Origin of the sequence: Ruegeria faecimaris (genome assembly GCF_900182615.1) — a bacterium.
GTDB classification, from domain to species: domain Bacteria; phylum Pseudomonadota; class Alphaproteobacteria; order Rhodobacterales; family Rhodobacteraceae; genus Ruegeria; species Ruegeria faecimaris.
On record NZ_FXTE01000001.1, the window covers coordinates 68,763 to 95,623 of the forward strand.

Genomic DNA, 26,861 nt, shown 5'->3' on the forward strand with positions numbered 1-26,861 from the left:
CTTACTCGGCGGCCTCGGTTACACCCACGAGGATTTCGCGGATTTCAGCCTCTTTGATGTCGTCATGCTCGGCGATGACCACCAGACGCGAGCGACGCTCTTCACCTGGCTCCCACGGGCGGTCGTACTGATGACGCACACGGGCCCCGACGGCCTGCACCAAAAGGCGCATGGGTTTGCCGGTAACAGCGGCATAGCCTTTGACCCGCAGGATGTTCAGTTCATTCGCCAGACGTTCGATATTGGCGACCAGCTGGGCCGGATCGGTCTGTTCCGGCAGCTCGACAATGATGCTTTCGAAATCATCATGCTCGTGATCGTGGTGGCCATCGTGATGGCTGGGACGTGCCTCCATGTCATCTTCGGCAGCGGCCTCAAGCCCCAGCACAACACGTACATCCACAGCGCCTTCGGCCACTTCGACCACGGGCAGCGGGCGCGGAGCCTCTGCCGCGATGATTTCCTTGGCCTTGGCGACCCCCTCGGGGCCAGCAAGATCAGGCTTGGTCAGCAGAATGATGTCGGCGCAGGAGATCTGGTCCTCGAACACCTCGGATAGCGGCGTTTCGTGATCAATCGAGTCATCGGCCAGGCGCTGGGCATCCACCGCAGCGACATTCGGGGCAAAGCGACCGGCGGCCACAGCTTCGGCATCGGCCAGAGCAATTACGCCATCCACGGTGATTTTCGAGCGGATATCCGGCCAGTCGAACGCTTTCAGCAGCGGCTTGGGCAGGGCCAAGCCAGAGGTTTCGATCAGAATGTGATCGGGGCGCGGCTCTAGCGCCATCAGCGCCTCGATGGTCGGGATGAAATCATCTGCCACGGTGCAGCAGATGCATCCATTGGCCAATTCCATGATGTTTTCCGCCGGGCAATCGGGGATCGCGCAGGATTTGAGGATATCGCCATCGACGCCAACATCTCCAAACTCGTTGACCACAATGGCCAGGCGCTTGCCCTGCGGGTTCTGCATCAGATGACGCACCAGCGTGGTCTTTCCCGAGCCCAGAAAGCCGGTGATCACAGTGACGGGCAGTTTTTCGAGATTGCTCATATCTAAGCTCCAATCGGGGGAATGCGGGCCGCACAGTTTTTGCGGAAATGTTCAGGACGTTCGCGCCATTTAACGAGGCCATCTTGGGTCGCGAGATATTTGGTCGCGCCTTCAACAATGGTCTCGACATGATCGGTTTCATCGAGATGCTCATAGACAAAGGTCCAACGTTTGGGTCCGCCACGCAGCACAATCGAGCAGCCCTGATCGCAATTTGAAAGGCATTCTACTGCCTTCAAAGTGACGCCATCAGGAAGTTCTGCCTGCTCCAACGCCTTGTGCAGCAACGCCCCAGGACGATCTGCATCATTCTCGACGGGCAGGCCGCGGCGGCAGGTCGTGCACACCAGCAGTTCAACAGGTGTGGTCTCGGTCATGTCTCTCATCCCCCCAAATCCTCTTCGCGGGGGACGGGGTTTCATGCGGGCCACGTATTGCGACATGGGCCCGACACCGGATCACCCCGTCCGGTTTCAACTTCGGATGTTGGCAGGTCTCCCGGCTTGCGGATGTCAGAGGCTGGCCTCTGGCAGATGTCCCGCCTTCCCGGCCTGTCTGGCCAGTGGCTTTGGGCACCCTCTCCGGTCACGGTCGCGGGGGCGGCTGCGTTTGACGGATGACCGCTGACGCATTCCCTTTTCATCTGCATATGCAGACACCAACGGATGGGACATGCGGCACGGGCAGGGGGCTTGTCAAGCGCGGCAGACGCACGGAAATCATCGAGAAAGGAAAAGCGACCTGCCAATGCCTGTCAGCGGCATGTTTGGTCAGACACATGCAAAATGACAGCAGGCGAATTTGGGCTTTGCGCCTCGAAGATATCCAGACGAAAGGATTCGCGGGCCCGTTACTTCAAAGGGCATATCGCGTGGAATCGATAGAGCGGTCAAATTTACCGGCCGAGCCAGTGAGTTCACCGCCTTCTGATCAATCCGGTGTCAAGCTTCACTCAGCAGAGCACTGCAGTGGCGAGACGGCGTGTCGCAGGCTCGAAAAAACCGAATGCGAAGCAACTGTTTGAAAGTATTGGAGGCGAGTACCGGACCCGCTACCAGTTTTCTAAGCCATTGATTTGCCAGGGGTTATCGGGGTGAGGGTTGGCTTGTGTGTCTCACTTTGTGTCACACAAGGTGCAAGTCGGTCTGATTGTTGTCAATGGCCGACCCTAACTCCCGGCAATCCGGTAAACCTCACCACATAACGTCTATTACGCGGCCATCGCTGTGCTGACATACTCCCACGCCGCCCATAGACGTAAAGCCAGAACTGTCTGCGTAGTTCATGTCGCATCGCATAGTTGAGCCCTTGTCTCCAAACATCACTGCGACGAGGTTACCCGTGGTTGTTGACGTGAAGACGGGGACTGTTGTCCCATTGGCAAAGCCAACACCTGTACCGCTGCTTGCATTGGCGTAAACGGCCTGCCCTTTGAAGTGTTCACCATCAATGGTTGTTTCATAGTAGTCGCGATCCATGCCCTGCTCATATTGGAATTGAACACGGGTACCCTCGCCACGCACAACACCCTGCATCGTTCCCCCGCATGCTGCGAGCGTAGTGAGTGAGCAAATTCCTGCGATCTTAGATAAGTACTTCATAGTGCAGCCTGTTTTGATAGTTAATGCGTGTACTCTTACCCTTTAGGTCAAAGGTATCATAGTCGTACTTTGAATATTGCATCAATGTGTTCAAAGCAGGGCTGGCTACTCGAAACTGGTAGGTCTAAGAAGACACAGAATACCCGCCTAAAGTGTGAAGGGGTACGGGGAAAGTGCATCCGAAAACGACAATAGATAGGCTTGCGCAAAAATTTATTGGAATTTTCTAATGAACCAAAACCAACAGTTCTTAAAACACATACTGCAGGCAATTGAAGAGGCTGATATTCCCGACCAAGGCGCAGCACAGTCGTGGGCTTTCGAGCCGTATTTGAGACTTAACGATGAGCGGACACAGGTAAGGCTGGATGCCACGTTGCAGAGGCTTTGTTCCGAGTGGCAGTCCAGCTATGCGCGCAAACGCAATGCGCAAGAGCAACGCGAGTTCAGAGACTGCTCAGGCATAGTTCTCATCAATGTACTGAGAGCGCATGTGAAGCGGCGTGGTATGTCCGTTGGCATAGGAAGACAGAAGCAACGCCTTGATCGTGAGAGCAGGTATAGACCTGCATTTATGACCACTCATCGTTTCCGCATGGCACTTGATTGGTTGTTGAAGACAGACCTCATATGCATCACCGCTGGTGGGTACCAATACGGGGACAATGCGCAGCACACCCGCTTTGCAATGACACCAAAGGCGATAGCGGCACTGTACACCGAACAGTTGACCATGAAGGCCTTCGAGATAGTGGAACCAGATGAAGTGCTGATACTAAGAGATAGTGAAAAGCAGCCCATCAGATATCACGACACCGAACAGACCATCGCTATGAGAAATGCGTTGGTCTTGATTAATAATGTGAATGCGAACGCCGATGTCACCTTATCACGGCCATTGAGGTACGAAGACCTAGGCGAAGAGTATGTAGACACTGCGATTTCAGTAACTGCAAAACACCTACGTCGCATCTTTAACAACGGCACATTTGACCAAGGTGGTAGGTTCTATGGAGCATGGTGGCAGTGCGTGCGTAAGCACGTTAGGCGCATAATCAATATCAACGGCGAAGCAACAATAGAGGCCGACTACAGAGGTTTTAATCCTGCCGTATTGTTAGCAAAGGCAAAGTTCACGATACCTGCCGACCCTTATTCAGTGATCAAAGGTGTTGCCGCCAGTAGCGAACTTCGGGATCACGCCAAATCCACACTCGCTGCGTTTCTCAATGCGCAAACCAGATACATCGCAGAGCCCAGAGGGTTCGATGCAAGTAAGCACTGCATGACAGCAGCCGAATTTCGTCAAACCGTTCTTGATGCCTACCCAATGATTAACCAGATGATTGGGCAAGATGCAGGTCTTAAGCTGCAGCGAGAGGAGAGTAATTTGGCAGAGAAGATAATGCTGCACTTTGTCAGGCAAGGACACCCGATTTTGCCTGTTCATGATGCCTTTATTGTACAGGCACATCTTCGAGACGAACTGGTTTCAGTTATGAAAGATCAATTCAACGCCAAGTATGGTCAGGTTCCCGAAGTGGAAGTGAAGGATTCCTTGCCAACAACAGAATGAGTGCAGACTTCCCTTTCCATTGGTATCTCCCCATTACCGGGGCGAATAAGATGGATGAACTCCTACCTAGCATCCCCTATTTGGATACCCAGCAGTTTGTGCTCTGGCGCGTCGCCAAATAGTCTAACAATTACTGATTGTTCTGCCGTTTCTTTTTCGCTGTCGCCAAGCAATTTCAATGTCGAAGTGTAGTTTTCGGTATTGAGTGAGACAATGTACTGCTTTCCCGTACCTAGGAGAGCGTCCATAGTGAGGCTGAGCCACTTAGCTCGCTGCCTCGGGTCAATATGGTCAAAAAGACCGTTGTCATGCCACACGTGGCCCATTGTATGGTGTGACCCGTACATAAAGACTAACCAATCAAAACACATAATCCGAGCGGCATTGATGCCGTCGGAATCCTTGCCTTGCACATCTACCGAAAGGTCGTAACGGAGCTTATTTTCCTTTGTGTTGTTAAGCAAAACTATTCCAGCCGCTTCTTGTGGGTAAAGCTCCCCCACCAATGAGCGAAACTCTTCATCTGCCCACTCGATCGGGCGGGTTTTTAGATATTCTTCGGCTCTAGCGTCTTGCTCGGCCATCTCCTTGCGAACTTCGATCGTTTCATGTTGCAGTTCACTTTCACCTTGAATGAACGCTGAAAGCCGCTTCGAGTCCTGTTCCTTCGATGCCAGCTGGCGCACTACCACCTCGTAGTCTCCCAGAGCTTTCTTGCCTGAAAGATATCGCAGATTCTCATCCCTTTGGCTGGCAAGCTTTGAACGCTGAATGTCTGATACATTTTTCTTTGAAACGAGTGCTTCTCGATCACGGGTTAGGCGCTCCTGCCTTTTTTTCGCAAGCGAGTGATGGAAGGCCTCGACATCTTCAAAATGTTTCAAGGCTTCAGGTTTGAATACGTCGCTCATCCCTTCATAAAATGAAGATAACGCTGCACTGCTAATGTCGGGGCGTTGCTGTAGAGAAGCTTCGATTCCTCTAATTTGGTATTCTAGTACCGCTATTTCTGACTCTTTTTGGCGTAGTTCCAAAGTCAGGCGGTCTGCTTCTTCTTTTATTTTCTCATAATCGTCCGCAAGGTTCATTGTTTCAACGCTCGTGCGGAGACCATTTATCTCATTTTCAAGTCTCTTGAGGTGAGTCTCAGGTCGTACACCTCCCAAAAGAAGTTGCTGAAGCCTTTCGTCCCGTGACTTCAGTAGCTTTTTGACTTCCTGAATCTCGAGTTGCCGTGAACGCAATTCAACTTTTTTAGCTGACAAGCTGACATCGGTTCCGAGAAGATAGAGAGTGCGAGTTAGCGCTTGGTAGTCCTGTTCGCGAGCAAGCACGACAGGGTCGACACGATCTGCCCGATTGAGCCGCGCAAACCGTCCATACAACGATCGGAAGGATATCCCATCCGATCCATCTTCTACATCAAATGGTCCAATTTCATTAAGCCATCTGCGGACTTTCGCCAGAGAAGTTTTACTACCATTTAGTTTGATTTCACTGCCATCTCCTTGACGAGAAATAGTGTGTACTTTTCCATGCAACTCGAACTCCAAAGAGAAGACCCAGTCAGGTACACTTTTTTCTAAAACCCTATCTTTGTTAGCACCTAGGCAATGGTGCACGAGTTTCAGAGTTAGTGTTTTTCCTACACCATTGGAGCTCGCATCATCTTTTGACGCATCTCCCACGATCAGAGAAATTCCTTCTCTGTTGAAGTATAGCGGTTTGAAAGATGACCTGTCGCATGTGAGGGAAACAAGAATCATTGAGAAGCTACAATACGGTCATTTTCTGCAGGAACAGCAGCGCCGATGGCGTACAAAAGTGTGACGGCGAGAGTGATTTTCTCAAAATCCACCTGCCCGGGCCAGCCACTGTCACTACGATTCAAGAAGCTCTGCAACTCATCAATGGTTTTGGGTACTGTGATTAAGTCGCGAATTTTCCCAGCGAGTCCTACGACACTGTCGCAAAACCTCACATGATCATGCGGTGCGACTGCTAGTCTCAGGTTTGTCATAGACGTCACAAGCCTCAAAAAAGTGTGCTAGAATCACCTCTGCTGCGCCATGGAAAGCCTTAAACGAGTGCGGGTGTGCGTGAGCAGATTCGGGTATTACCTTTCCTACCATCCAGACATAGCGAAGGTCAGCAGCATCTTCTAGATCGATTATAGTGGATTTGCTTTCAGCATACAGATCGCGCAGTTCCTGAGCTATGCCTTCCGCTAACCATTGACCGCGGACGTTCAAGAAACCAGTAACATCAGCATCTTGGTAGCTGTTAGCTCGCAATCGGGCACCAACTGCATCAGACAGGCCATTGAATTCAATCTTTTCGTCGAAGTCCGGAGCCAACCCCTTGGAACTCAACCCATTCGGCGACACCTTGTTTGCCAAGTGTTCTAGGAGTTCACCGATTTTCCGCTTGTCAATGAAAGTAGGCTGATGGCCCGGTACTCCACCGACAATCTCCATCATCTCAAACTCTTTCAAATCGGTAAATCGGTCCGTTAACTGAGCGCAGGCAATCGAGTCCGCATCAACACCATACAATTTTTGAATATTCTGAAGCGATATTTCTACTGGACCGGGAACACCTTGGAAACGATCATTTAGAACAAAACTGTATCGATTCAGACCATTCCATTTATTCAATAGCTTTTGGAAGTCATCTTCCGATTTCTTCGCTGCTACGGCTGGCGACCAATTGGAACCAGCTTTTGGTCCATAAACTTGAAGATAATGCCCGGATGACCGTACGTACCCGTCATTTCCTCCATCGCCTGCACTACCCCAAGGAGCAATTGACTGAAAATCATCAGCTCCACCTTGAAACACTGCATTGACCAAGTTTTGGAAGGCCATGCTGTCTGCCTCATGAAGGCGCAGGCGAAAAAGAAGCCTGTACCAAAATAAACTGCTCATGATCTAGACGACTCCACAAAAAGAATATGGCAGCGGTAGGCGAGGCTAGGTATCACCAGAGCTGTTCTAATTTCATTGTTCACAACTTCTTAGGGTGAAGAGCCCTCGTCAAGAGGCTCTGTCGATTTGTCAGTGAATTTTCGGCCTCAAGTCCATCAGACAAGTAATATCAAACTTAAACAGATTGCGCCGTTAAATGTTAGACACGACTAAAGAGCCCTACGTTCTAAAACTCGTGAATTATGATCGAGAAAACGAGATCATTCGATTTTATGGTACACCCCATGCTTGCGGTTCTGTTGATGCTAAGTGTGAGTAGTATCACTTAAGGAATTTCAAAGAAGATAGATGTGGGAACTCCGATTGAATATCTCATAGGTCCGCACTGTGGGAAAAGGTACGTCAATGCGCTGCCACGCTGTGGCGGTCGTACACGCGGCACTTAAGGTGTTGGACATCTTCACTGTACGGAGAAGCTGTTTGTTCCAAATTTGTCTATTGCCTCTTTGAGTTGAGGTAGCGTGTAACCTTCTCTTAAATAGACTTCTTGAGTTACACCAGATCGAGCGTGACCGACAATACACTGGACAATGGGCTCAGCTACTCCGGCTTGGCTCAGTCGTGTCACGACTGTGTGCCGGAAGCTGTGGAAAACCAAGCCCGGCTCTTTAATGCGCAGCTTTTTTAAGAAACTCTCGTTGCACCAGCGTCCTAGGTTGCGGCCATAACCCCCGTTTGCGTTGTAGCTGTATTCAGGGAATAGGCGTGTCCCTGACCGTCTGCTCTCTACAAAGCTCAAGAAACCTAAGCGTATCAATTCGGCATGTACGGGTACTTTGCGTCTTCCGGCATCAGATTTAATCCGCTGGTCCTCGCCCTCATCTGTAATGTTTAGATACCATACGCCACCTTCTTGTTGAACGTCATCGACCTCCAGTTGGCATATCTCGTTCAGGCGCGCACCTGTGAACATTCCTAGTAGCATACCCCACTTGTGGCATTCCTTGCGCACCAGCTCAGACGGGTTTTCTGTTAGTTCTTTGTAAATCAAGCGGGCGTGGTCGGGCTTGAAGGGCTTGCGTTCGGTGACGCTGTTTTTGGCCTTTGCCACTTTCATGCCGTCGAAGAGGCTATGTGGTGAGTATCCGTGTCGTTCAGCCCAATCAAAAAAACCTTTGAACATTTGTATGTGGCTATTGATCGTTTTGGGGGCGATCTTCTTCTGACCCGGCAGCTTGATGACTTCCATCAAAGGCATGTTTTTTAGTGCGGGCTTGGTGTTCCGACTAGATGGTAGGGCTTGAAGAACCTTTTTGACTTCGTTGGCATCCTGCTTCGTAATCGTGCTCAGTAACCGGTCTGGCCCGAAGTATTCGATAAGTATGTTCAGGTACGCACGGTTCTGGCCGATTGTTTTTTCAGCCCACTGTCGCGAGTGTTCAGCGATGAAGTCATCAACCGCAGCTCCCAAAGCAGCGGACGTAGGCAGCGTCGGAGTTGGAGTAGTGCCAACGATGGCATGTGCGTCGTCGAAGGAATAGCGCTCAAGGCGCTCTGCGGCTTCTAAGACGCGCTGTAGTAGGTCCCTGCGGCCTTTCCTCAACTCAGTTGCGATCCTAGGCATACTGGCATCCCAGTCCGCGTCTGACACGCTCATCTTGCTCTTGAAGCGATCAATTGGAAGCCACAAAGGGAAGGCACTATTGATTTCCATGAAACTTTCATGGTCTGCCAGTTCTTCCCGGGCGTGTAGTAGAGCGTTCTGAGATAGTCCACGGCGATCCAGCCATGCAAGGTACTGATCCAGTTGTGCTTTGAAGAAAGATTGGACCTTCGTCCTTATTTCATCCTGCCTAAGTCCGGCCAATGTCCCGCTGTCCCTTATTAGCTGCCCATAAGACGCGAGATAGCGAGCCAGTGTGCCTGCTCGATCTGGGCAGCGTGTTTTGAGTGAAATCCGAATTGTTCGCCGCTTTCCCTTTGTAGAGGGAGGGATAGGCCAGCGGAAGTAATAAACGCCATGTCTTGAGAGGGTTAGATAGGATGACAATTTCATTGTAGGTGTGTCCCACTTTGTGTCACACCCGAGCACCACAGGGCTAAGTCAATGATTTAGAATAAAATGGAGGCGAGTACCGGAATCGAACCGGTGTACACGGATTTGCAATCCGCTGCGTCACCACTCCGCCAACTCGCCTTTTCAAGTAATATCAAATACTTGCCGTGGTGTGACAGGCGTTTTAGCAGCTTTAATCCGGGGCGTCCAGTGGGTTCGGTCTAAATTTGACGAACTGAAAATTGGATCACCCAATCGGATCACTCTAAAATCTTCACGACAGACGAAAGTTTCCGCTTGCGGGCCGTTGCTGGTTTGCCCGGGATGTGGCACAAGCCCAGCAACCTTGGGAAATGAATGAGCGATCCAATGACAGATTTCGCAGCCCGCCGCCGCACCATGGTCGATACGCAGGTCCGGCCTTCGGACGTTACCAAGTTCCCGATCATTGATGCCATGCTGTCCGTCAAGCGCGAGAATTTTGTGCCAGACGCGCAACGCGAAGCCGCCTATGTCGAGGGTTTGATAGAACTTGAGGCTGGACGCTGCATTCTGGAACCGAGAACACTGGCCAAGATGCTGGATGTGCTGAACATTACCAATGATGAGGTTGTTCTGGATATTGCTCCGGCGCTGGGATATTCGACGGCTGTTGCAGCCCGTATGGCGCAGTTGGTCGTAGCGGTGGAAGCGGATGAAGCGCTAGCTGCCGAAGCGCAAACGCTGCTGATGGAGGCTGACGCGGATAATGTGGTTGTTCACGTGGGGCCGCTGGATGAGGGCGCTGCCGAGCATGGGCCTTATGACGTGGTCATGATCCAGGGCGGTGTAGAAGAGGTTCCGTCTGCATTGATTGACCAGCTTAAGGATCATGGGCGTATCGCCTGCCTGTTCATGGAAGGTGATCTTGGGACCGTCCGTATAGGCCACAAATCAGGCGATCGCGTTACCTGGCGCCAGGCATTCAACGCAAGTGCACCAGTTCTGAAGGCTTTCTCGGCCGAGAGTGCATTTTCGCTATAGTCGGCGGGCAGATATATCTGCTGCCTTGATTAGTTCAACACAAAGACGCAAACTGGCCTGAGGGCTGCGTTATTTTGATTTGAGAGGATTTCGCCATGCGTTTTGCAGCAGGAGGAAAGCTGGTCAGGACTCTGGCAGTGACTGCAGGTATTGCTTTGGGCACGTTGCCTGGACGGGCGGTTTGGGCCGACAACCTGACCGACGCGTTCATCGGAGCATATAATACTAGTGGTTTGCTGGAACAGAACCGGGCGTTGCTGCGGGCTGCGGATGAGGATGTGGCGATCGCGCTATCGGCTTTGCGCCCTATTATCAACTGGACCGTCGCGGTTAGCCAAGACTATACGCGCAGCAGAAACAGTGGTGTTACGAACAGTGTTGATCCTTCGAACTTCTTCTCGGGCCTGACGCTGAGCCAGCTGTTGTATGATGGCGGAGCCTCGATTCTAGGCAAGCAATCAGCGCAGGAAACGGTGCTGTCGACCCGGCAGGCGCTGATCGATATCGAACAGCAGGTCCTGTTCCGCGCGGCGACCGCTTACCTGAGTGTTCTGCTGCAGGAAGAGACTGTATCGATTCGTCAAAACAACGTTGAACTGTCCGCAGAAGAGCTTCGCGCCTCGCAGGATCGTTTCGAAGTTGGGGAAGTTACCCGCACAGACGTCGCATTGTCTCAGGCTCAGCTTGCAAGCTCGCAGGCCGATCTGGCGAATGCGCGCGGCGATCTGAGCACTGCTCAGGCGGAATATGTGAACGCAGTTGGCAAACTGCCGGGCCGTACTGCTGGTCAGCCCAGCCTGCCAAACTTGCCCCGCTCCGAGGCCGAGGCTGTCAGCCTGGCCCAACGCAATCACCCATCCATTCTGTCCGCCCAGCATCAGGTGCGCGCCCTTGATCTGGTCGTGCAGCAGCAGCGCGCGGGCCTGGGTCCGAATGTCAGCCTGAACGCTGATGCGGGCGTCACCGAGAGCTATGATGACGACGATTATGTGAATGATGCGAGTATCTCGCTGAACTTCAGCCAGCCGATCTATGCGGGTGGTCGACTCGCGGCAAGCGTGCGCCGCGCAATGGCCTCGCGGGATGGGTCACGTGCCAATCTGCTGAATGTGCAAAAGAACATTACGCAGGGCGTGTCTGATGCCTATGTTCGGTTTCAAACTGCAAGCGCAAGCCTGAGGGCCTCTTCGGAACGTGTACGCGCCTCGGAAGTTGCGTTTGATGGTATCCGCGAAGAGGCAACTTTGGGTGCGCGGACCACTCTAGACGTGCTGGCTGCTCAGCAGGATTTGCTGGACGCGCAGCTTGCCGAAATTGCTTCCAGAACCGAGCGATCTCTGGCGGCTTATCAGTTGCTGCAGGCCCAAGGTTTGCTCACGGCCGAGCGTCTGGGCCTGGCGGTTCAGATTTACGATCCGACCCTTTACTATAATCTGGTGAAGAAAGCCCCCGCGCAGGTCAGCAAGCAGAGCAAAGATCTGGATCGGGTCCTGAAAGCACTGCGTCGGGACTAAACACCCAATACTGCCTGTTGTGAGGTCTGCATTGTTTGGCTACACTCGGACCTGAGGTTAGAGCGGTAGAAAACAATGACAGACAATGTCGTGAACTCCGGGATCGAAGACGTACTGTCATCGGTCAAGCGGCTGGTCAGCGAAGAAGGTCGAAAAGTTCCCGATCTGGTGCGTTCCAAGTCAGAGCGAAAGCCAGGGCGGCTTGTTCTGACTGATGCGCTCAGGGTTGGCGAGCAAACAGGTGTCGAGACGCAGCCTTTAAAGCTGGATGCTGAGTACAGCGCTGAAAAATCGGTGAAACCGATGCTTTTGCGCGCCTGCGATGTTGTTGCGGGTGATGAAGCGGAGTCGGCTACAGAGCATTCACCTGATCCAGTTGCAGAAGAGGGCATAGCCAAAAGTCTAAGTGCCAAAATTGAGGCGCTGGAAGCCGCGATCGCCAGGACCGAAGATCAGTGGGAGCCCGACGGTGACAGCGTAGATGCCTATTCAGGAACGCCAAATCAACCGTTGGAATGGCAACCCCAAGACGAAGCCCCAGATGCAGAGACTGAGACTGTTGAAAAGGCAGTGTTTGTACGGGACCCAGAGGTATCGGCTGCCGCGGATACAACAGGTTCAGAAGCAGATGCTGCCATGTCCCGGCTTGATGACGATGGCTTGCGCTCTTTGATTGCGCAGGTTGTTCGTGAAGAACTGCAGGGCGTACTGGGTGAACGCATTACGCGGAACGTTCGAAAAATGGTTCGCCGCGAAATCTACCGTGCGTTGGCCGAGCAAAAAGCCGAGTAAAAGTCAGCCTTTAATCGGCGTTTCAGCCAGTTCCAGCAAGCGGTCCAGATCCATATGTCGTTCCAGATGGTCGGCCAGACGATCAAGCGTATCTTCGACACCGTCCTCATAGTGCAGGGTGGAAGAGACTCCCAAAAGCTGTAGGTAGTCGGCCCGAAATTGATCGGATGAGAATATACCGTGTAGGTAGCTTCCGCGTATCCGGCCAGTCCGATCGGCTGCGCCCTCCGGGCGGCCCTCGACCTCCAGCCAAGCGCGGGTGCAATCGTTGCCTTCGGTGCGGCCCATATGGATCTCATATCCGGTTAGCGGTTGGTGCCCCGGCAGGGCGCGTGCAGTCCGCAGGGTCACCTTTTTCTCGCCGACCATAACGGTATCCACATCCAACAGCCCCAATCCATCGACTGTACCTGGCCGCCCGTCCACACCATCGGGATCAGCAATGGTGTTACCTAGCATTTGGTAGCCACCGCATAATCCCAACACGTGACCGCCACGTCGCACATGGGCATAAAGGTCGATATCCCAGCCCTGCGCACGAAAATAAGCCAAATCGCCAATGGTTGATTTGCTTCCGGGAAGCAGGACCAAATCCGCATCGCCGGGCAGCGCGCGGCCAGCGGGCACGATCTCGACCGTGATGCCGGGTTCTGCCGATAGCGGATCAAGATCATCAAAATTGGCCATCCGTTCCAACTGAGGTACTGCAACCTTGCAGGAACCGCCACTGTGGGACCGGATGTCCATCATATCTTCGGCTGGCAGTTTCCATGCATCGTCGAACCAGGGCACAACACCGATACAGGCCCAGCCTGTTCGAGCGGCGATGTCATCGCGACCTTCGTCGAATAGGGATACATCGCCCTTAAAGCGATTGATGGCAAAGCCTCGGATCATTGCCAGATCGCCAGCATCCAGCACGGCCTGAGTCCCGACGATCTGAGCAATTACCCCACCTCGGTGAATATCGCCGACAAGTACGACCGGAACACCCGCGGCGCAGGCGAAGCCCATATTGGCAATATCACTCTGACGCAGGTTGGTCTCGGCCGGGCTTCCGGCCCCTTCAACCAACACCAGATCAGCGTCGGTGCAGAGCCGGTCAAAACTCTGGCGCGCGGCTGTCATCAGCTTGGATTTATCCTTGCGGTAATCGCCAGCCTGCATCGTTCCGGCGCGTTTGCCCTGAATGATGATCTGCGCGCCTGTATCTGTTTCAGGCTTCAAAAGGATCGGGTTCATATCCGTATGTGTGGCGCGTCGTGCCGCCAACGCCTGTAGGGCTTGCGCGCGCCCGATCTCGCCACCATTTTCGGTTACTGCGGCGTTATTCGACATGTTCTGCGGTTTGAACGGGGCAACCCGTAGGCCTCGGCGCGTATAGGCGCGTGCCAATCCGGCCACTAGAACCGATTTTCCAACATTGCTGCCTGTGCCCTGAATCATGATGGCGCGAACCATGCCGAGTCTCCTGTAAGCTAACGCGCAGATGACCTGATTTAACGGTGAAGGGAAAGCCCCGGATGACGTGGCATTGTCATCATTTTTCAGTCATCGGGTGAGGGCGCAGTTTCGCACCGGAATTCATATTCGGGGTCTATGCAACAAAAAAACACGCCTCCATCAATAGGAGGCGCGTTTTTTCAAACAGACTCGTGTCTGTGATCAGGCGGCTTCGGCCTGTTGGGCGGCGTTGCGGCGCTCGCTTTCTTCGCGCGAAAGAGCGACCGAAGTACGCACACCGCGACCAACGAAATCCATCAATCCGCTGACAACCCGTTCATTTGGGTCGATACCCGCGCAAGACAGCACTTCGCGCCCATCGCGCGAGCGTGCCCAGCGGGCGATCTGTTCTGGGCCATTGCCATACTTTTTGTCGTCGGCAATAGCATCATCCAGCGCAGCCAAAACGACAGCTGCGAAAAGTTTACGAGCACGGTTGCCTTGCTCATTGTTAAAGGCGGTGCCGTCAACGAAATCTCTCATCTCGTCTTCCTTGTTGTTCTTGCTCTTGCATTTTCGGCGTGACGGTTCTTATGACCTATTAAGTGCGATTCGGATACACCTAATGTGCATAGTTGCGTTGCGTCACGCGCATAGCTTGCTGCGGCTGCAGCACAAGGTGTCGTTGTCTTGTCAGGTGCGGCCACGCCAGATATAGGGTGCGCGACTGACGCATCAACCGTTTGTGAAGGATTTATGTAATGCCCAAGATAAATGGGAACGAAATTCGCCCCGGCAATGTGCTTGAGCATAACGATGGGCTATGGGCCGCTGTCAAAGTTGATCATGTAAAGCCCGGTAAAGGCGGGGCTTTTGCACAGGTCGAGCTGCGCAATCTGCGCAATGGTTCCAAACTGAACGAACGTTTCCGCTCAGCTGACAAGGTCGAGCGTGTTCGCCTGGAACAGAAAGACCAGCAGTTTCTATACGAATCCGACGGCATGTTGGTGTTCATGGATTCCGAGACCTATGAGCAGATCGAACTGTCCGCTGATCTGTTGGGTGATCGCCGCCCGTTTCTGCAGGACGGCATGACTATCGTCGTAGAATTTTATGAAAGTGAGGCACTGAACGCCAAACTGCCACAGAAAGTGACGTGCAAGATCGTCGAGACCGAGCCTGTGGTCAAAGGTCAGACTGCTGCGAACTCGTTCAAACCGGCCGTCCTGGACAATGGTGTAAAAGTCATGGTGCCACCGTTTGTGGGCCAAGATGAAATGATCGTGGTGAATACTGAAACCATGGACTATTCGGAACGCGCCTAACTGCACTTCTGCTTCAAGACACCGAGAACCGCGACAGCCTGCGCTGCGCGGTTCTTTTGTTTTCACTCTTTGACGCGCCGGTATTTCTCGGGGTTCGGGCCAAATAGTTCGAGCATCAGTTCGAATTTGATCCGATTTGCGCTGACCTGGCGATAATAGGCGATCAGAAAGGCCGTGGGGCCTTGAATACGGCTGAGCCCACTGGTGGCGGCAACAACTGTGCCGACATCGGTTCTGCCCTGAAGGACAAGCCAGCCACCCAGCATCAGAACCCCAACCGTCCCGGCGCCGTTGATCACGCTTAGAAGAAATTTGGCCGAGAGCTTCCAGATGAACATCTTTCGGCGAGTTTCGTAGATTTTGTCGAATTCCGCTTCGATCTCGTGCGCGGCCGCGTCAATCTTTTCTGCTGTCAAACTGTCGGTGGCACGGCGCAGGATACGAACGCGTTCGGCGACAAAGACGTTCACTTTGCGTTGCGAAACCAGAACGATGATGATCTGCGGCGCGACCATCGAAAAAGCGATCAAACCCAGCCCCGGCTGTGTAGACGAGATATAGCCAATCACGCTGATCAGAGTGCCGATTTGGACCACCGGGTCGGAAAAGGCACCGCCTGCGAATTTACCCAGCTCTTCTGCTTCGGCAGAAATGGCGGTAGTCATGGTCCCCTTGCGCATGGTCTCGCCGGTTTCATCCAGATCGGCGGACCGGACCAGCAGCCTTTGCCGGATCAGGCGGATCATATCCTCGCCCAGTGTTCCCGCCCGATAGCCGAGCAGCCATTTCAGCCCCAGGCTCAGCAAGATAACCACCATCATGCCCGCACCAAGCAGGATCATCCGGTCCACAGATACATCGTCCGAGGTCAGGTGGTTGATGATATCGCGCTGAAACTCCAGCGGGACCGCTGCCAGAGCGGCAACCGCAATAGACAGGATGATAAGGATGATCTGCCGGGCGGAACTGGCACGCCAAATTGCTTTATACAGACGAAACATCAACTCACCCGGATCACTGAACCAAACCTAGTTTGGCAGCCTGTGCTGGGCGGATCAAATGGTTCCGGGGCTGGCGGGGCCATGGCCAGGCTGTATTCGAGAAATTTCATTCCGTCAGGCGCACGGTCGCGTCGCCCGCCTGCATATCGCTCTTGGCCCTGTCGAGCCTGAGATATGCGATCCCCTGGCCATCCGCTTGGGTAAACAGGCGCCCCACGGATTTCCCGTCAGCAGTTATTTCGGTTCCGACAGGCGTGGTGCCTGCGACAAGTACCGTGCGCAGCCCTTTACGCAGCTCGGTCTTGTGTTTCATGCGCGCGGTCACTTCCTGACCGACATAACACCCTTTTTTGAAATCAACGCCGTTCAGCAACTCGAACCCTGATTCCAGAATATAACTGTCTTCGGTCAGTTCGATTCCGGTTTCGGGAATGCAATGGAGCACGCGGATCGCGTTCCAATCGGTTCCGTCCTCGCTTTCGGCATCTTCGGTATATGCGCGCCAGCCCATATCTGAATGGCGCGGATCGGGCAGGGCCCCATCGGGTGCCAGGCCAGTGCCGCGTTGCAGATTCAGGCCGCTGGCTTCGATCGTCAGGTCGGCGCGCAGCTTGTACATGCTCAGACGTTTGATCAACCCGTCGGCAATAACCTCGGCGACGTCCAGCAAGATATCGTCGCCCTCGCGTTTCAGAAAGAAATCGGCCAGATACTTGCCTTGTGGGGTCAGCAGCGCCGTATAGACCAGACCCCGATCAAGCCCGGCAATGTCATTGGTCACCAGCCCCTGCAAGAAGCTGTCAACGTCGGCACCGGTTAGGCGCAGAATGCGGCGATTGGGCATGGCAGAGTCCTCGTCTTTTCCATGGTGCTCGTGATATATGAGAAGTCGCTCATAAGACCAGAGGATATCCGACGTGCCGGCACCGATCAGTATTGTAATTCCAACCCTGAACGCGGCCGAAACCTTGCCTGCGACACTTGGGGCGCTGATGGAGGGGCTGCGCGCAGGGTTGATCCACGAATTGATTGTGTCGGATGCAGGCTCTACCGACAAAACCCATGAATTCGCCGAGAATGCCGGGGCCAGGATCGTGACCGGAGAAGCCTCGCGCGGGGGGCAGCTGCGCCGTGGCTGTGCAGCCGCCAAAGCCGATTGGCTGTTGGTACTTCATGCGGATACGGTTTTGCAGGACGGGTGGAGCAATGTTGTGCGGGATCATCTGCCCTCCGGGCGACCTGCGGCGTTCAGACTGGCCTTTGTGGCCGCGGGCTTTGCGCCATCCTGGGTTGCCGGATGGGCCAATCTTCGTAGCCGGATCTTTGGGTTGCCCTATGGTGACCAGGGCTTGCTAGTCCGGCGTTCTGAATATCAAGATGCAGGCGGTTTCCCGGACCAGCCCTTGATGGAAGACGTGGCGCTTGCCAAAAAGTTGCGCCGCATCACGCTGTTGTCCGCCCGCGCCTTTACGAGCGCGGACCGGTATGAACGGGCGGGGTGGTTGCGTCGAGGTGGTCGGAATCTGTGGACTCTGACCCGCTATCTTCTGGGCGCTGATCCCGAGCGGTTGGCGCGGGCGTACCGGCAGTAAGCGTCGTTCTGAGTTCGACAATGGATTTGCCCAGCCGGAACGGGGCGGCGAAACTGACAAGGCACAGTGCAATGATCTGAAGCACCAGAATATGCCCGTTTTCTCGCAAATACTCCCATTCATCCTTAAGCTTGCCGACCTGAGTGACAAGGTCATCGTAACTTTGGGCCAAGATCAAATAGTCGCCTGCGATTGCGGGAACTTTCCTGCGCAGATTGTCGATAGCTTCCTGTGTCGGGTCATCCAGCGTTGTGAACACCAGAAACTGGTCGACGTCGAATGAGTGCACTTTCGATGTCATCGCGCGCATGTCATCGCGCTCTTCCTGGGCCTGCCGTCCAAACAGGAATTGTAGCCCCCTCAGAGGGGCGACTTCGTTTGTTACGGCAATAAACAAGGGCAGGTCAGCGTTGCTTGCGGTTGAGGCTGAAAGGAACTCAACTTTTTCGCACAGCGCTCCGATATCCTTGTCATAGGCCGGGTCGCAGAACCGCAAACGAAACCGCGCGGCGTCGCGGTCAAAGGCAAGCGTTGCGGCATAGGCAACGTCAATCTGCCGGTCCAGACGGGAACTGTCCGCTGTATAAAGCCCGGCCATCACCGCAACCAATGCGCCGACCCCGCCCAGAACCACCCAGACCAGATCAGCCAGTTTCCATGCGCGATGCCCGGCTGGTTTACGAAACAGGAATGCTGTGCCAACTGTGCCGATCAGAAAAAACAGAATCAGCAGCGGCAGCTGGTTTTCGGTAATAAATGTCATGGAAACAAAGTGACCAACCGCCGGTCAAGTGGCAACACTCCTCACGGGCAGTTGTAGTTTTGGAACAATCCGAAGCTATGAGCCCGAACTTTGGCCGAATTTCCTAAACAGCTTGGTGCGATCAAAGGCCTGTTCCAGTTCGACCGTGCGATCTTTGACCGAATCCCAAAGCCGTTCCTGAACTTCGGCTATGGCGCATTCCATCAGGGTCAGTATCGCAGCCATCGAATCCCAGGCAGAAGGCACCGAGATGCGCGCCGCGAATGTGTGTTTGGCCAGCCGGTGGATTGGCGAGCGCCACTGATCGGTCAACAGCACGATTTCGGCCCCGCGCTCGTGGCAGAGCTGACCAATCAGCAGGCTCGCATTCTCATAGCGCCGGACATCCAGCGCGATCAGCACATCCCCTTGACGCACGTCCAACAGATCATGGGTCCAGGATGCGGCGACCGGCAACAGGCGGACATCCGGTCGGATCATTTGCAGGTGCAGATACAGGTATTGCGCCAGTGTTCCGGTAATGCGGCCACCGGTGATGAAAATACGCCGGTTCTGATCGCTCAACAGGCTGCAGAAGCTATCGAATTCGTCGGGGTCGATCTCGTCGATTGTGCGCTTCTGGTTGGCCAGAGAACGCTGGGAATAGCGGTTGAGGATATGTTCTTCGGGCAGGTCATTCTGCCAGACATCACGTTTGGCTACTGGCCCCGAGATCATTTCTTTGACCTCACCACGCAGCGCGGCCTGAAATTGAGGATATCCGTCAAAACCGGTCTTTTGCAGCATCCGTGCAACCGTAGTGGTCGAGACTGAGGCGGTACTGGCCAATTCGGTGATACTGCCCAGCCCGGCCATCGGGTAATCATCCAGCAGAACGCTGACCAGTTGCCGTTCAGACGGGGTCATCTTGTCCCGATGGGCCAGAAGCCTGTCTGTCACCCGCACTGGCGTGTCCTCCTATTATGCGACCAGAACATAATGTGAATAATTTTTCAGCAAGATCAAGCTTGGAAAAATTTATACAGAAAAAATATTGACAGGATGATGTGGTCTGTGGAAATTTTTCCACAATGTCTCATTTTGGAATCGCAGGACGGTAGATTGGACTTCGGCAAAGTTGTTCATACGGATTTGGCGGGCAATGCGCCTGTGGTCGTACTGGTGTGCGAACATGCGTCTAATCGTATCCCGGCTTTTCTGGGTGATATGGGGTTAAGCGCTGAAGCACGCGAAAGTCATATTGCCTGGGATCCAGGCGCACTGGCCGTGGCGCAGGCTATGGCCAAGCGCATGTCAGCACCTTTGGTCCATGGCGGGGTGTCTCGGCTGGTCTATGACTGCAATCGCCCGCCCGAGGCGGCGGGTGCAATGCCGATCCGCAGCGAGGATTACGAAATCCCGGCGAACATCAACATGTCGCCCGAGCAGCGAGTGGCCAGAATCGAAAACGTGTATCAGCCGTTTTGCGCCGCTCTGTCGGATTTGATCGATCAGCACAGCGCTTCACTTAGGCTGATGGTGACAATCCACAGTTTCACGCCGATCTATCTGGGGCAGAAACGGCAGGTCGAACTGGGTATTCTGCACGGTGTGGACAACCAGTTTGCCACAGCGATGATGGCTGACGAAGCTATCGGCAGCCCCTTTATCATCAGGCTGAATGAGCCTTATTCTGCGGCGGATGGAGTAGCTCATACCCTGGATACCCAGGCGCTGCCTCACCGCTTGCTGAACGTGATGATCGAGATCCGCAATGACTTGATCCGCACGCCTAAGCAGCAGGCAGAGATGGCCGATTGCCTGGTGCCCTGGATTGCGCGTGTTCTGTCCGGTTTTCAAGAAGGGGCGTCAGCGTGATCAAAGCGATGAGCGCATATGTCCGTATCGTGGATGCGATCAACTATCGGATCGGGCGGGTCATGATGTGGGGCCTGTTTGTCATGATGGGCATCCTGCTGTGGTCTTCGATATCAAAGACCTTCTTCCTACCGTCGCTCTGGACACTTGAAATGGCACAGTTTGCGATGGTGACCTATTACATCATGGGTGGGCCATATTCGATCCAGCTAGGGTCGAATGTGCGCATGGACCTGTTTTATCACAACTGGAGCCCCCAACGAAAAGCGTGGTTCGATGCATTTACCGTGCTTTTGCTGATCCTCTATCTGGGTGTGCTTTTCTATGGCGGGTTGGGATCGACGGCGTATAGCCTTGGTTATTGGGGCGACGAACCCGTTTCCTACTTCACCGGACTGCTGACCGGCAGTGAAGAGATCGGTCGGCTTGAACGTTCGTCGACTGCGTGGCGACCGTATATCTGGCCGGTCAAATCCATCATGGTTTTCGGCTTCTTCCTGATGTTGCTGCAGGCAGTCTCGGAATTTTTCAAAGACATTGCGCGGATCAACGGGCAGGAAATCGGGGTACAGCGGGCATGAGCCAGGAATATATCGCCATCTTCATGTTCGCGTTGATGATGCTGATGCTGTTCACCGGTCAGCGCGTTTTTGGTGCGATCGGTGCGGTTGCGACGATCGCGGCGCTTTCATTGTGGGGAACCGGAGGGCAGGACATCACGTTTTCAGCCGCGATGAAGCTGATGAAGTGGTATCCGCTGCTGACCCTGCCAATGTTCATTTTCATGGGCTATGTGCTCAGCGAAAGCAGGCTGGCGGATGACCTGTATCGCATGTTCCATGTCTGGATGGGGCCGGTGAATGGCGGGCTTGCCATCGGGACGATTGGTTTGATGGTCTTGGTTTCTGCCATGAATGGCCTCAGCGTGGCCGGGATGGCCATTGGAGCCACGATTGCTTTGCCTGAACTGTTGAGACGCGGGTACGACAAAACCATGGTGACCGGTGTCATTCAGGCCGGGTCCAGTCTGGGTATCCTTGTACCGCCTTCGGTGGTTCTGGTGCTGTATGCGATGATCGCCCGTCAACCTGTGGGACAGTTATGGCTGGCGGGGATCGTGCCCGGCCTGATGATGGCTGGTATGTTCATCCTTTACATCTGGATCCGCTGCCGCATTCAGCCCGAGCTCGGCCCAGCGATGAAAGACGCGCATGAGGTCCCGCGGGCCGAGAAGATCCGTTTGCTCGCCGCTGGAGCGCTGCCGCTGATAATCTTTGCGTCGATGATGGTCCCATTCGTGAACGGGTGGACGTCACTGGTTGAAAGTTCGGCCATCGGAGCGCTGGCGGCATTGGTGGTTTCGGTGGCCAAACGTCGAATGACCTGGGCGATTTTTGAAACCTGTACCAAGCATACGCTGGCGATATCGTGCATGTTCATGTGGATCATCCTTGCAGCACTTGGTTTTGGCGCGGTTTTCGACGGGCTTGGTGCGGTGAAGGCAATCGACAACTTGTTCACCGACCAGTTGGGCCTGTCACCCTGGATGATCCTGATCTTGATGCAGCTCAGCTTTATTGTCATGGGCACGTTTCTGGACGACACCGCGATGCTGGTGATTGTGGCACCGCTTTATGTACCGCTGGTTGGTGCGCTGGGCTTTGACTTGATTTGGTACGGGGTTCTGTACACGATCACCACACAGATCGCCTATATGACACCGCCTTTCGGCTATAACCTATTTCTGATGCGCGCGATGGCACCGCCAGAAATCACGCTGAGGGATATCTATGGCTCGATCTTTCCGTTCGTCGCCGTGATGGTTCTGGCGCTTACGATTATCATGATCTTCCCGGAACTGGCTCTTTGGCTGCCCGGCTATGTCTATGGAAATTAACAAGAATGCCTTTCGAAGAGGCACGAAGAACTTCAACAGAGAGGAAATTGACATGACGACAAGACGTAAGTTTCTGAAAACCGCCGGGGTAGGGGTCGCAGCCGCACCTCTGGCCGCACCGGCGCTGGCTCAAAGCACGATCACGTGGCGCATGCAGACCTATGCCGGTCCTGCGCTGGCGGCGCATGTGATCGACCCGGCAATCGAGATGTTCAACAAGATTGCCGGTGACCGGATGCAGATCGAGCTGTTCTATGCTGACCAGCTTGTTCCGACAGGCGAACTGTTCCGTGCCATGCAGAAAGGTACCATTGATGCGGTACAGTCCGATGATGACTCGATGGCGTCGCCCACCGATGTCACAGTGTTCGGCGGCTATTTCCCGTTTGCCTCGCGCTATTCCCTGGATGTACCGGTTCTGTTCAATCAGTACGGTCTGAACGAAATCTGGGACGAAGAATACTCGAAAGTCGGGGTCAAGCACATCTCGGCGGGCGCCTGGGACCCGTGCCATTTCGCCACCAAGGATCCAATCAACAGCCTGGCGGACCTGCAAGGCAAACGTGTCTTCACTTTCCCTACAGCGGGTCGCTTCCTCAGCCAGTTCGGTGTGGTACCAGTTACACTGCCATGGGAAGATATCGAGGTCGCCGTACAGACCGGCGAGTTGGACGGCATCGCATGGTCGGGCATCACCGAGGATTACACTGTCGGCTGGGCGGATGTGACCAACTACTTCCTGACCAACAACATCTCAGGCGCCTGGGCCGGGTCTTTCTTTGCCAACATGGATCGCTGGAACGAGTTGCCGGAAGATCTGCAAACCCTGTTCCGTGTTTGCTGTGATCAGTCGCATTACTACCGCCAGTGGTGGTACTGGGGCGGCGAGGCCAGCTTGCGGGTCAATGGCGACAAGATGCAGCTGACCACGATCCCGGATGAGGAATGGGCACAGGTCGAAGGCGCGGCAATCGCATTCTGGGATGAGATTGCGGCAGAATCTGAGATCAAGGCGAGGGTTGTTGAGATATTCAAGCAATACAACGCCGACATGCTCAAGGCCGGACGGCCTTATCGTTACGGATAATAAGCAACTTCCCGACGCGGGTAACTCCTCTCGCGTCGGGATTGGACATCACCTGGCGACACCTCTTATGTTCATATCAATCCCAATAACAGAGATGCGAAACCGGATGCACAGTGCTGCTCACCGGTCGGACGGGGTATGAACACATGGCCATCGCTGGTTTTCTGATCGAGATTTTTGCCGCAACCATGTTGCTGCTTTTCGCCGTTCGCTTGGTTCGTACGGGGATTGAGCGGCGATTTGGCGCGCTATTTCAATCGCTTTTGACCCGACATTCAAACAGTTTTGTCGCCGGTGGCGCGGGTATGGTTCTGGCCACGATCCTGCAAAGTTCAGCCGCCGTGGCGGTTTTGCTGACAGGGTTTGCGGCGGCCGGAATGGTCAGTTTTGGCATTGCCCTGGCGGGGGTTTTGGGGGCAGATCTGGGATCGGCTCTGGTCATTCAGATACTGTCTTATGATTTGGGATGGTTGCAGCCGGTGTTGCTGGCGCTGGGCGGGTGGCTCTACCTCAAATCCGATCGGGCAAATGTTCGCCTGATGGGGCGGATTGTTCTGGGTGTGGCCTTCATTTTGGTATCACTGCAATTTTTGCGCGATGCTGTCGATCCGATCCGCGAAAGCGCCTTTTTGCCGGCCATCGCGGGCTATCTTGAAAGCGACTATTTCAGTGCCTTCATCGTTGGAGCTGTGCTTGCCTTTGTCATGCACAGCTCGGTTGCGACAATCCTGATGTGCGTGACGCTGGTACAGATCGGGGCAATCCCATTCGCGGCGGGTTTGTCGTTGGTATTGGGGGCAAATTTGGGCTCGGCCTTTATTCCGATCTGGCTGACGCGGGACCAGATCGTCTCGGCCCGCCGGATACCGATAGCTAACCTGTTGCTGCGCGGCAGCGCGGCGCTTGTGATGCTGTTTGCTGTCAACGTCACCGGGACCCATGCCGCATTGATGATCAGCGGACCGGGGCAATCGTTGATCTTTGCCCATATCGGTTTCAACCTAGTGGTGTTTCTGCTGGCAACCGGATTCGTCACCCGGATGGAAGCGCCGATGGCTTTGCTCATGCCCGAGACCGACCCTGAATCTGGTGTGGCAGATCAGTTCTCGGGTGCTCTTAATCCGCTAGGCGACCCCAGTGCCACAGGCCCTGATGTTGCGATGTCCTCGGTGCGCCACGAATTGTTGCAGATGGTCACGCAGGTCGAACGCATGTTCCGCCCGGTGCTGGATATCTATGAGCGTGACGACATTGATACCATTGCTGCCCTGTCGCAGCAGGATGAAATGGTAAACGCCCAGTTGACGGAAATCCGACGCTTTGTCGCGCGGTTGCCGCGGCAGAATATGAGCAAGTCTCAGATCAAAGCCGCCCGTGGTCTGGTGGAATACGCTATTCGGCTTGAGGCCGCTGGAGATGTCGTGTCGAACAGAATGACGCGTTCAGCAAAGATTAAACACATGGAAAGGGCCGAGTTTTCCGCCCAGGGGTGGAAAGAACTCAAGGATTTACACGCCACCATTCAGGAAAGTTTTTCGCTGGCGCGACACGTTTTGTTGGTGGATGACGTCGACTGTGCCCGCCGTCTTGTTCTGGACAAGGCCGAGATCAAAAGGATGTCCCGCGACAGCCGCAAGGCGCATCTAAAGCGGCTGGAGCGTGGTCAAACGGAAAGTTTCCAGTCCAGCGATCTGCATCTGGAGGCACTGCGCGCTATGCGCGATCTGCACGGCCATATCGCGGCCATCGCCTATCCGATCCTCTACAAAAGCGGACAGGTTCTGGAAACGCGGTTGGTTATGGAAATGGAGAAAGAAGCGGCCGAAGACTAACGGCCGTCGATGGGAACAGGGGCGCGGTGGGCCCGATTGTGATGAAGGATGAACATGATGGGTCATGAAGTTGTGTTGGCGGACCTCAAAACCAAGGTTGAAGCAGGTGAAGTAGACACCGTTCTTGTTTGCATGGTGGACATGCAGGGGCGGCTGATGGGCAAACGGTTTCATGCCGGTCACTTTGTGGCAGGCGCTTGGCAAGAGACCCATTGCTGCAATTATCTGTTGGCGACAGATCTGGAAATGGGCACGCCTGACGGATATGCCTCGACCAGCTGGGAGCGGGGCTATGGCGATTACGTCATGAAACCTGATCTCAGCACTTTGCGCCCGGTGCCGTGGCTTGAGGGCACGGTGATGGTGATGTGCGATGTTTTGGATCACCACACGCATGAAGAGGTCCCGCACGCGCCCCGGTCGATCCTGAAGAAACAGGTCAAACGCCTGAAAGCCATGGGTTACGACGCGATGTGCGCCACCGAGTTGGAGTTCTTTTTGTTTGAGAAGAGCTTTGACCAAATCCGCAAGGAAGGGTTTCGCGATCTGGCGCCGATCTCGGGCTATAATGAGGACTATCATATCCTGCAGACCACCAAGGAAGAGCATGTGATGCGTCCCATCCGCAATCACTTGTGGAACGCGGGCATCCCGGTCGAGAATACGAAGGGCGAGGCCGAGACTGGTCAAGAAGAGTTGAACATCAAATACGCCGCCGCCATGGAAACGGCCGAGTATCACTCGATCGCCAAGAATGCGGTGAAGGAAATCGCCTGGCAGCGCGGGCATGCGGCCACGTTCCTGCCGAAATGGCATCATGACAAGGTTGGTAGTTCATCCCATGTGCATCAGTCGCTGTGGTCTGAGGGAAGGCCAATCTTTTTCGACGAAAAAGATCCGCTCGGCATGTCGGCCGTAATGAAAAGCTATATGGCCGGGTTGTTGAAATACGCTGCCGATTATACGTGTTTCATGGCCCCCTACATCAACAGCTACAAGCGTTTCCAAAAAGGAAGTTTTGCGCCGACGCGGATCATCTGGTCGGTCGACAACCGCACCGCCGGTTTCCGACTGTGTGGTGATGGAACCAAATCGGTTCGCGTGGAATGCCGTATTCCGGGCTCGGATATGAACCCGTATCTGGCGATTGCTGGTATGTTGGCGGCGGGTATCGCGGGCATCAAGGAGGGGTTGGAGCTTGAGCCACCAACCAAAGGCGATGCGTATCAGAGCGAGTCCGGCATGATCCCCGGGAACCTGCCCGCTGCGCGGGATGCCCTGCTTGGCTCAACCATGTTGCGGGCCGCTATGGGGGACGAAGTTGTTGATCACTATGCGCGCGCCGCCGAGGTGGAAATCGAGGAATTCGAAAGCGTGGTTACTGATTGGGAAATTGCCCGCGGGTTCGAAAGGGCCTGAGGGTGGACGAAGCTGGGGGCCCTGCCTGCCGCTATTGGTGCTTGAGCCAATGGCGCATCAATGACGGCCCCCGAGGTTTGTGTTGGCCAGATAAAGCAG

At 54.3% G+C, this 26,861-nt stretch carries 24 protein-coding genes, 1 tRNA gene and 1 riboswitch; of the genes, 12 read left to right on the forward strand and 13 right to left on the reverse strand.

The window, feature by feature from the left end; translation table 11 throughout:
* Nucleotide 1: 1 nt before the first annotated feature.
* From cobW to FN806_RS00345, 3 genes are all read right to left on the reverse strand, one after another.
* Nucleotides 2–1,057: a cobalamin biosynthesis protein CobW gene (gene cobW / locus FN806_RS00335; protein ID WP_142632900.1), complete on the reverse strand. Its 1,056-nt coding sequence runs from the start codon at nt 1,055–1,057 to the stop codon at nt 2–4.
* A 2-nt stretch (nt 1,058–1,059) separates the two neighbouring features.
* Entirely contained in the window at nt 1,060–1,434 is a 375-nt protein-coding gene (locus FN806_RS00340) for a DUF1636 family protein (RefSeq protein WP_142632902.1), read from the reverse strand.
* A gap of 94 nt (nt 1,435–1,528) precedes the next feature.
* Nucleotides 1,529–1,735: riboswitch (cobalamin riboswitch) on the reverse strand.
* Between the two features lie 515 nt (nt 1,736–2,250).
* Nucleotides 2,251–2,592 (reverse strand): hypothetical protein, encoded by a 342-nt coding sequence (locus tag FN806_RS00345; RefSeq protein WP_142632904.1) that lies wholly within the window; start codon nt 2,590–2,592, stop codon nt 2,251–2,253.
* A 295-nt stretch (nt 2,593–2,887) separates the two neighbouring features.
* On the opposite strand from FN806_RS00345, the gene FN806_RS00350 reads away from it, so the two are divergent.
* On the forward strand, nt 2,888–4,234 hold the full coding sequence (locus FN806_RS00350; protein ID WP_142632906.1) for a hypothetical protein: 1,347 nt from the start codon (nt 2,888–2,890) through the stop codon (nt 4,232–4,234).
* Nucleotides 4,235–4,296: 62 nt separating this feature from the next.
* Here FN806_RS00350 and FN806_RS00355 read toward each other — a convergent pair whose 3' ends face one another.
* The 5 genes from FN806_RS00355 to FN806_RS00375 all read right to left on the reverse strand — a co-directional run bounded on the left by FN806_RS00355 (nt 4,297) and on the right by FN806_RS00375 (nt 9,358).
* The gene (locus tag FN806_RS00355; RefSeq protein ID WP_142632908.1) at nt 4,297–6,000 is read right to left on the reverse strand and encodes a DUF2326 domain-containing protein; all 1,704 of its coding nucleotides are present in this window, start codon (nt 5,998–6,000) and stop codon (nt 4,297–4,299) included.
* Nucleotides 5,997–6,254, reverse strand: a complete 258-nt coding sequence (locus FN806_RS20820) for an ABC-three component system middle component 6 (RefSeq protein WP_142632910.1) — start codon at nt 6,252–6,254, stop codon at nt 5,997–5,999. Before FN806_RS20820 ends, FN806_RS00355 begins: the two co-directional genes overlap by 4 nt.
* A complete protein-coding gene (locus tag FN806_RS00365; RefSeq protein ID WP_142632912.1) occupies nt 6,220–7,161 on the reverse strand; it encodes an ABC-three component system protein in 942 nt (313 codons plus the stop codon). The genes FN806_RS20820 and FN806_RS00365 overlap by 35 nt, the downstream gene beginning before the upstream one ends.
* 460 nt (nt 7,162–7,621) lie before the next feature.
* The gene (locus tag FN806_RS00370; RefSeq protein ID WP_142632914.1) at nt 7,622–9,217 is read right to left on the reverse strand and encodes a site-specific integrase; all 1,596 of its coding nucleotides are present in this window, start codon (nt 9,215–9,217) and stop codon (nt 7,622–7,624) included.
* A 67-nt stretch (nt 9,218–9,284) separates the two neighbouring features.
* Nucleotides 9,285–9,358 (reverse strand) — tRNA-Cys (locus tag FN806_RS00375).
* Nucleotides 9,359–9,586: 228 nt separating this feature from the next.
* On the opposite strand from FN806_RS00375, the gene FN806_RS00380 reads away from it, so the two are divergent.
* From FN806_RS00380 to FN806_RS00390, 3 genes are all read left to right on the forward strand, one after another.
* Nucleotides 9,587–10,240, forward strand: a complete 654-nt coding sequence (locus FN806_RS00380) for a protein-L-isoaspartate O-methyltransferase family protein (protein ID WP_142635071.1) — start codon at nt 9,587–9,589, stop codon at nt 10,238–10,240.
* 95 nt (nt 10,241–10,335) lie between these two features.
* Complete coding sequence (locus FN806_RS00385; RefSeq protein WP_142632916.1) at nt 10,336–11,754, forward strand: TolC family outer membrane protein; 1,419 nt, start codon at nt 10,336–10,338, stop codon at nt 11,752–11,754.
* A gap of 75 nt (nt 11,755–11,829) precedes the next feature.
* Nucleotides 11,830–12,546, forward strand: a complete 717-nt coding sequence (locus tag FN806_RS00390) for a hypothetical protein (protein WP_142632918.1) — start codon at nt 11,830–11,832, stop codon at nt 12,544–12,546.
* 3 nt (nt 12,547–12,549) lie between these two features.
* On the opposite strand, the gene FN806_RS00395 is transcribed toward FN806_RS00390, so the two are convergent.
* On the reverse strand, nt 12,550–14,007 hold the full coding sequence (locus FN806_RS00395) for a cobyric acid synthase (RefSeq protein WP_142632920.1): 1,458 nt from the start codon (nt 14,005–14,007) through the stop codon (nt 12,550–12,552).
* Nucleotides 14,008–14,211: 204 nt separating this feature from the next.
* Complete coding sequence (locus FN806_RS00400) at nt 14,212–14,532, reverse strand: DUF6280 family protein (RefSeq protein WP_108785849.1); 321 nt, start codon at nt 14,530–14,532, stop codon at nt 14,212–14,214.
* A gap of 218 nt (nt 14,533–14,750) precedes the next feature.
* Between FN806_RS00400 and efp the strand changes: the two genes are divergently transcribed.
* Entirely contained in the window at nt 14,751–15,314 is a 564-nt protein-coding gene (efp, locus tag FN806_RS00405; protein WP_142632922.1) for an elongation factor P, read from the forward strand.
* A gap of 62 nt (nt 15,315–15,376) precedes the next feature.
* On the opposite strand, the gene FN806_RS00410 is transcribed toward efp, so the two are convergent.
* Complete coding sequence (locus FN806_RS00410) at nt 15,377–16,315, reverse strand: ABC transporter transmembrane domain-containing protein (protein WP_142632924.1); 939 nt, start codon at nt 16,313–16,315, stop codon at nt 15,377–15,379.
* Between the two features lie 106 nt (nt 16,316–16,421).
* Nucleotides 16,422–17,159, reverse strand: coding sequence for a CAF17-like 4Fe-4S cluster assembly/insertion protein YgfZ (gene ygfZ, locus FN806_RS00415; RefSeq protein WP_142632926.1), 738 nt, complete (start codon nt 17,157–17,159; stop codon nt 16,422–16,424).
* A 73-nt stretch (nt 17,160–17,232) separates the two neighbouring features.
* Between ygfZ and FN806_RS00420 the strand changes: the two genes are divergently transcribed.
* Nucleotides 17,233–17,907, forward strand: coding sequence for a TIGR04283 family arsenosugar biosynthesis glycosyltransferase (locus FN806_RS00420; RefSeq protein WP_142632928.1), 675 nt, complete (start codon nt 17,233–17,235; stop codon nt 17,905–17,907).
* 838 nt (nt 17,908–18,745) lie between these two features.
* Here the strand turns inward: FN806_RS00420 and FN806_RS00430 are convergent.
* A complete protein-coding gene (locus FN806_RS00430) occupies nt 18,746–19,609 on the reverse strand; it encodes a MurR/RpiR family transcriptional regulator (RefSeq protein ID WP_246097116.1) in 864 nt (287 codons plus the stop codon).
* A 162-nt stretch (nt 19,610–19,771) separates the two neighbouring features.
* Between FN806_RS00430 and FN806_RS00435 the strand changes: the two genes are divergently transcribed.
* The 6 genes from FN806_RS00435 to FN806_RS00460 all read left to right on the forward strand — a co-directional run bounded on the left by FN806_RS00435 (nt 19,772) and on the right by FN806_RS00460 (nt 26,762).
* Nucleotides 19,772–20,527 (forward strand): N-formylglutamate amidohydrolase, encoded by a 756-nt coding sequence (locus tag FN806_RS00435; RefSeq protein WP_246097117.1) that lies wholly within the window; start codon nt 19,772–19,774, stop codon nt 20,525–20,527.
* Between the two features lie 8 nt (nt 20,528–20,535).
* Nucleotides 20,536–21,108 carry a TRAP transporter small permease subunit gene (locus FN806_RS00440; protein WP_185956598.1) on the forward strand — a complete coding sequence of 191 codons (573 nt, stop codon included), beginning with the start codon at nt 20,536–20,538 and terminating at the stop codon, nt 21,106–21,108.
* On the forward strand, nt 21,105–22,424 hold the full coding sequence (locus FN806_RS00445) for a TRAP transporter large permease (protein WP_142632936.1): 1,320 nt from the start codon (nt 21,105–21,107) through the stop codon (nt 22,422–22,424). Before FN806_RS00440 ends, FN806_RS00445 begins: the two co-directional genes overlap by 4 nt.
* A gap of 52 nt (nt 22,425–22,476) precedes the next feature.
* On the forward strand, nt 22,477–23,511 hold the full coding sequence (locus FN806_RS00450) for a TRAP transporter substrate-binding protein (RefSeq protein ID WP_142632938.1): 1,035 nt from the start codon (nt 22,477–22,479) through the stop codon (nt 23,509–23,511).
* A gap of 146 nt (nt 23,512–23,657) precedes the next feature.
* Nucleotides 23,658–25,343, forward strand: a complete 1,686-nt coding sequence (locus FN806_RS00455; protein WP_142632940.1) for a Na/Pi cotransporter family protein — start codon at nt 23,658–23,660, stop codon at nt 25,341–25,343.
* A 57-nt stretch (nt 25,344–25,400) separates the two neighbouring features.
* Nucleotides 25,401–26,762 carry a glutamine synthetase family protein gene (locus FN806_RS00460; RefSeq protein ID WP_142632942.1) on the forward strand — a complete coding sequence of 454 codons (1,362 nt, stop codon included), beginning with the start codon at nt 25,401–25,403 and terminating at the stop codon, nt 26,760–26,762.
* The last annotated feature ends 99 nt before the right edge of the window (nt 26,763–26,861 follow it).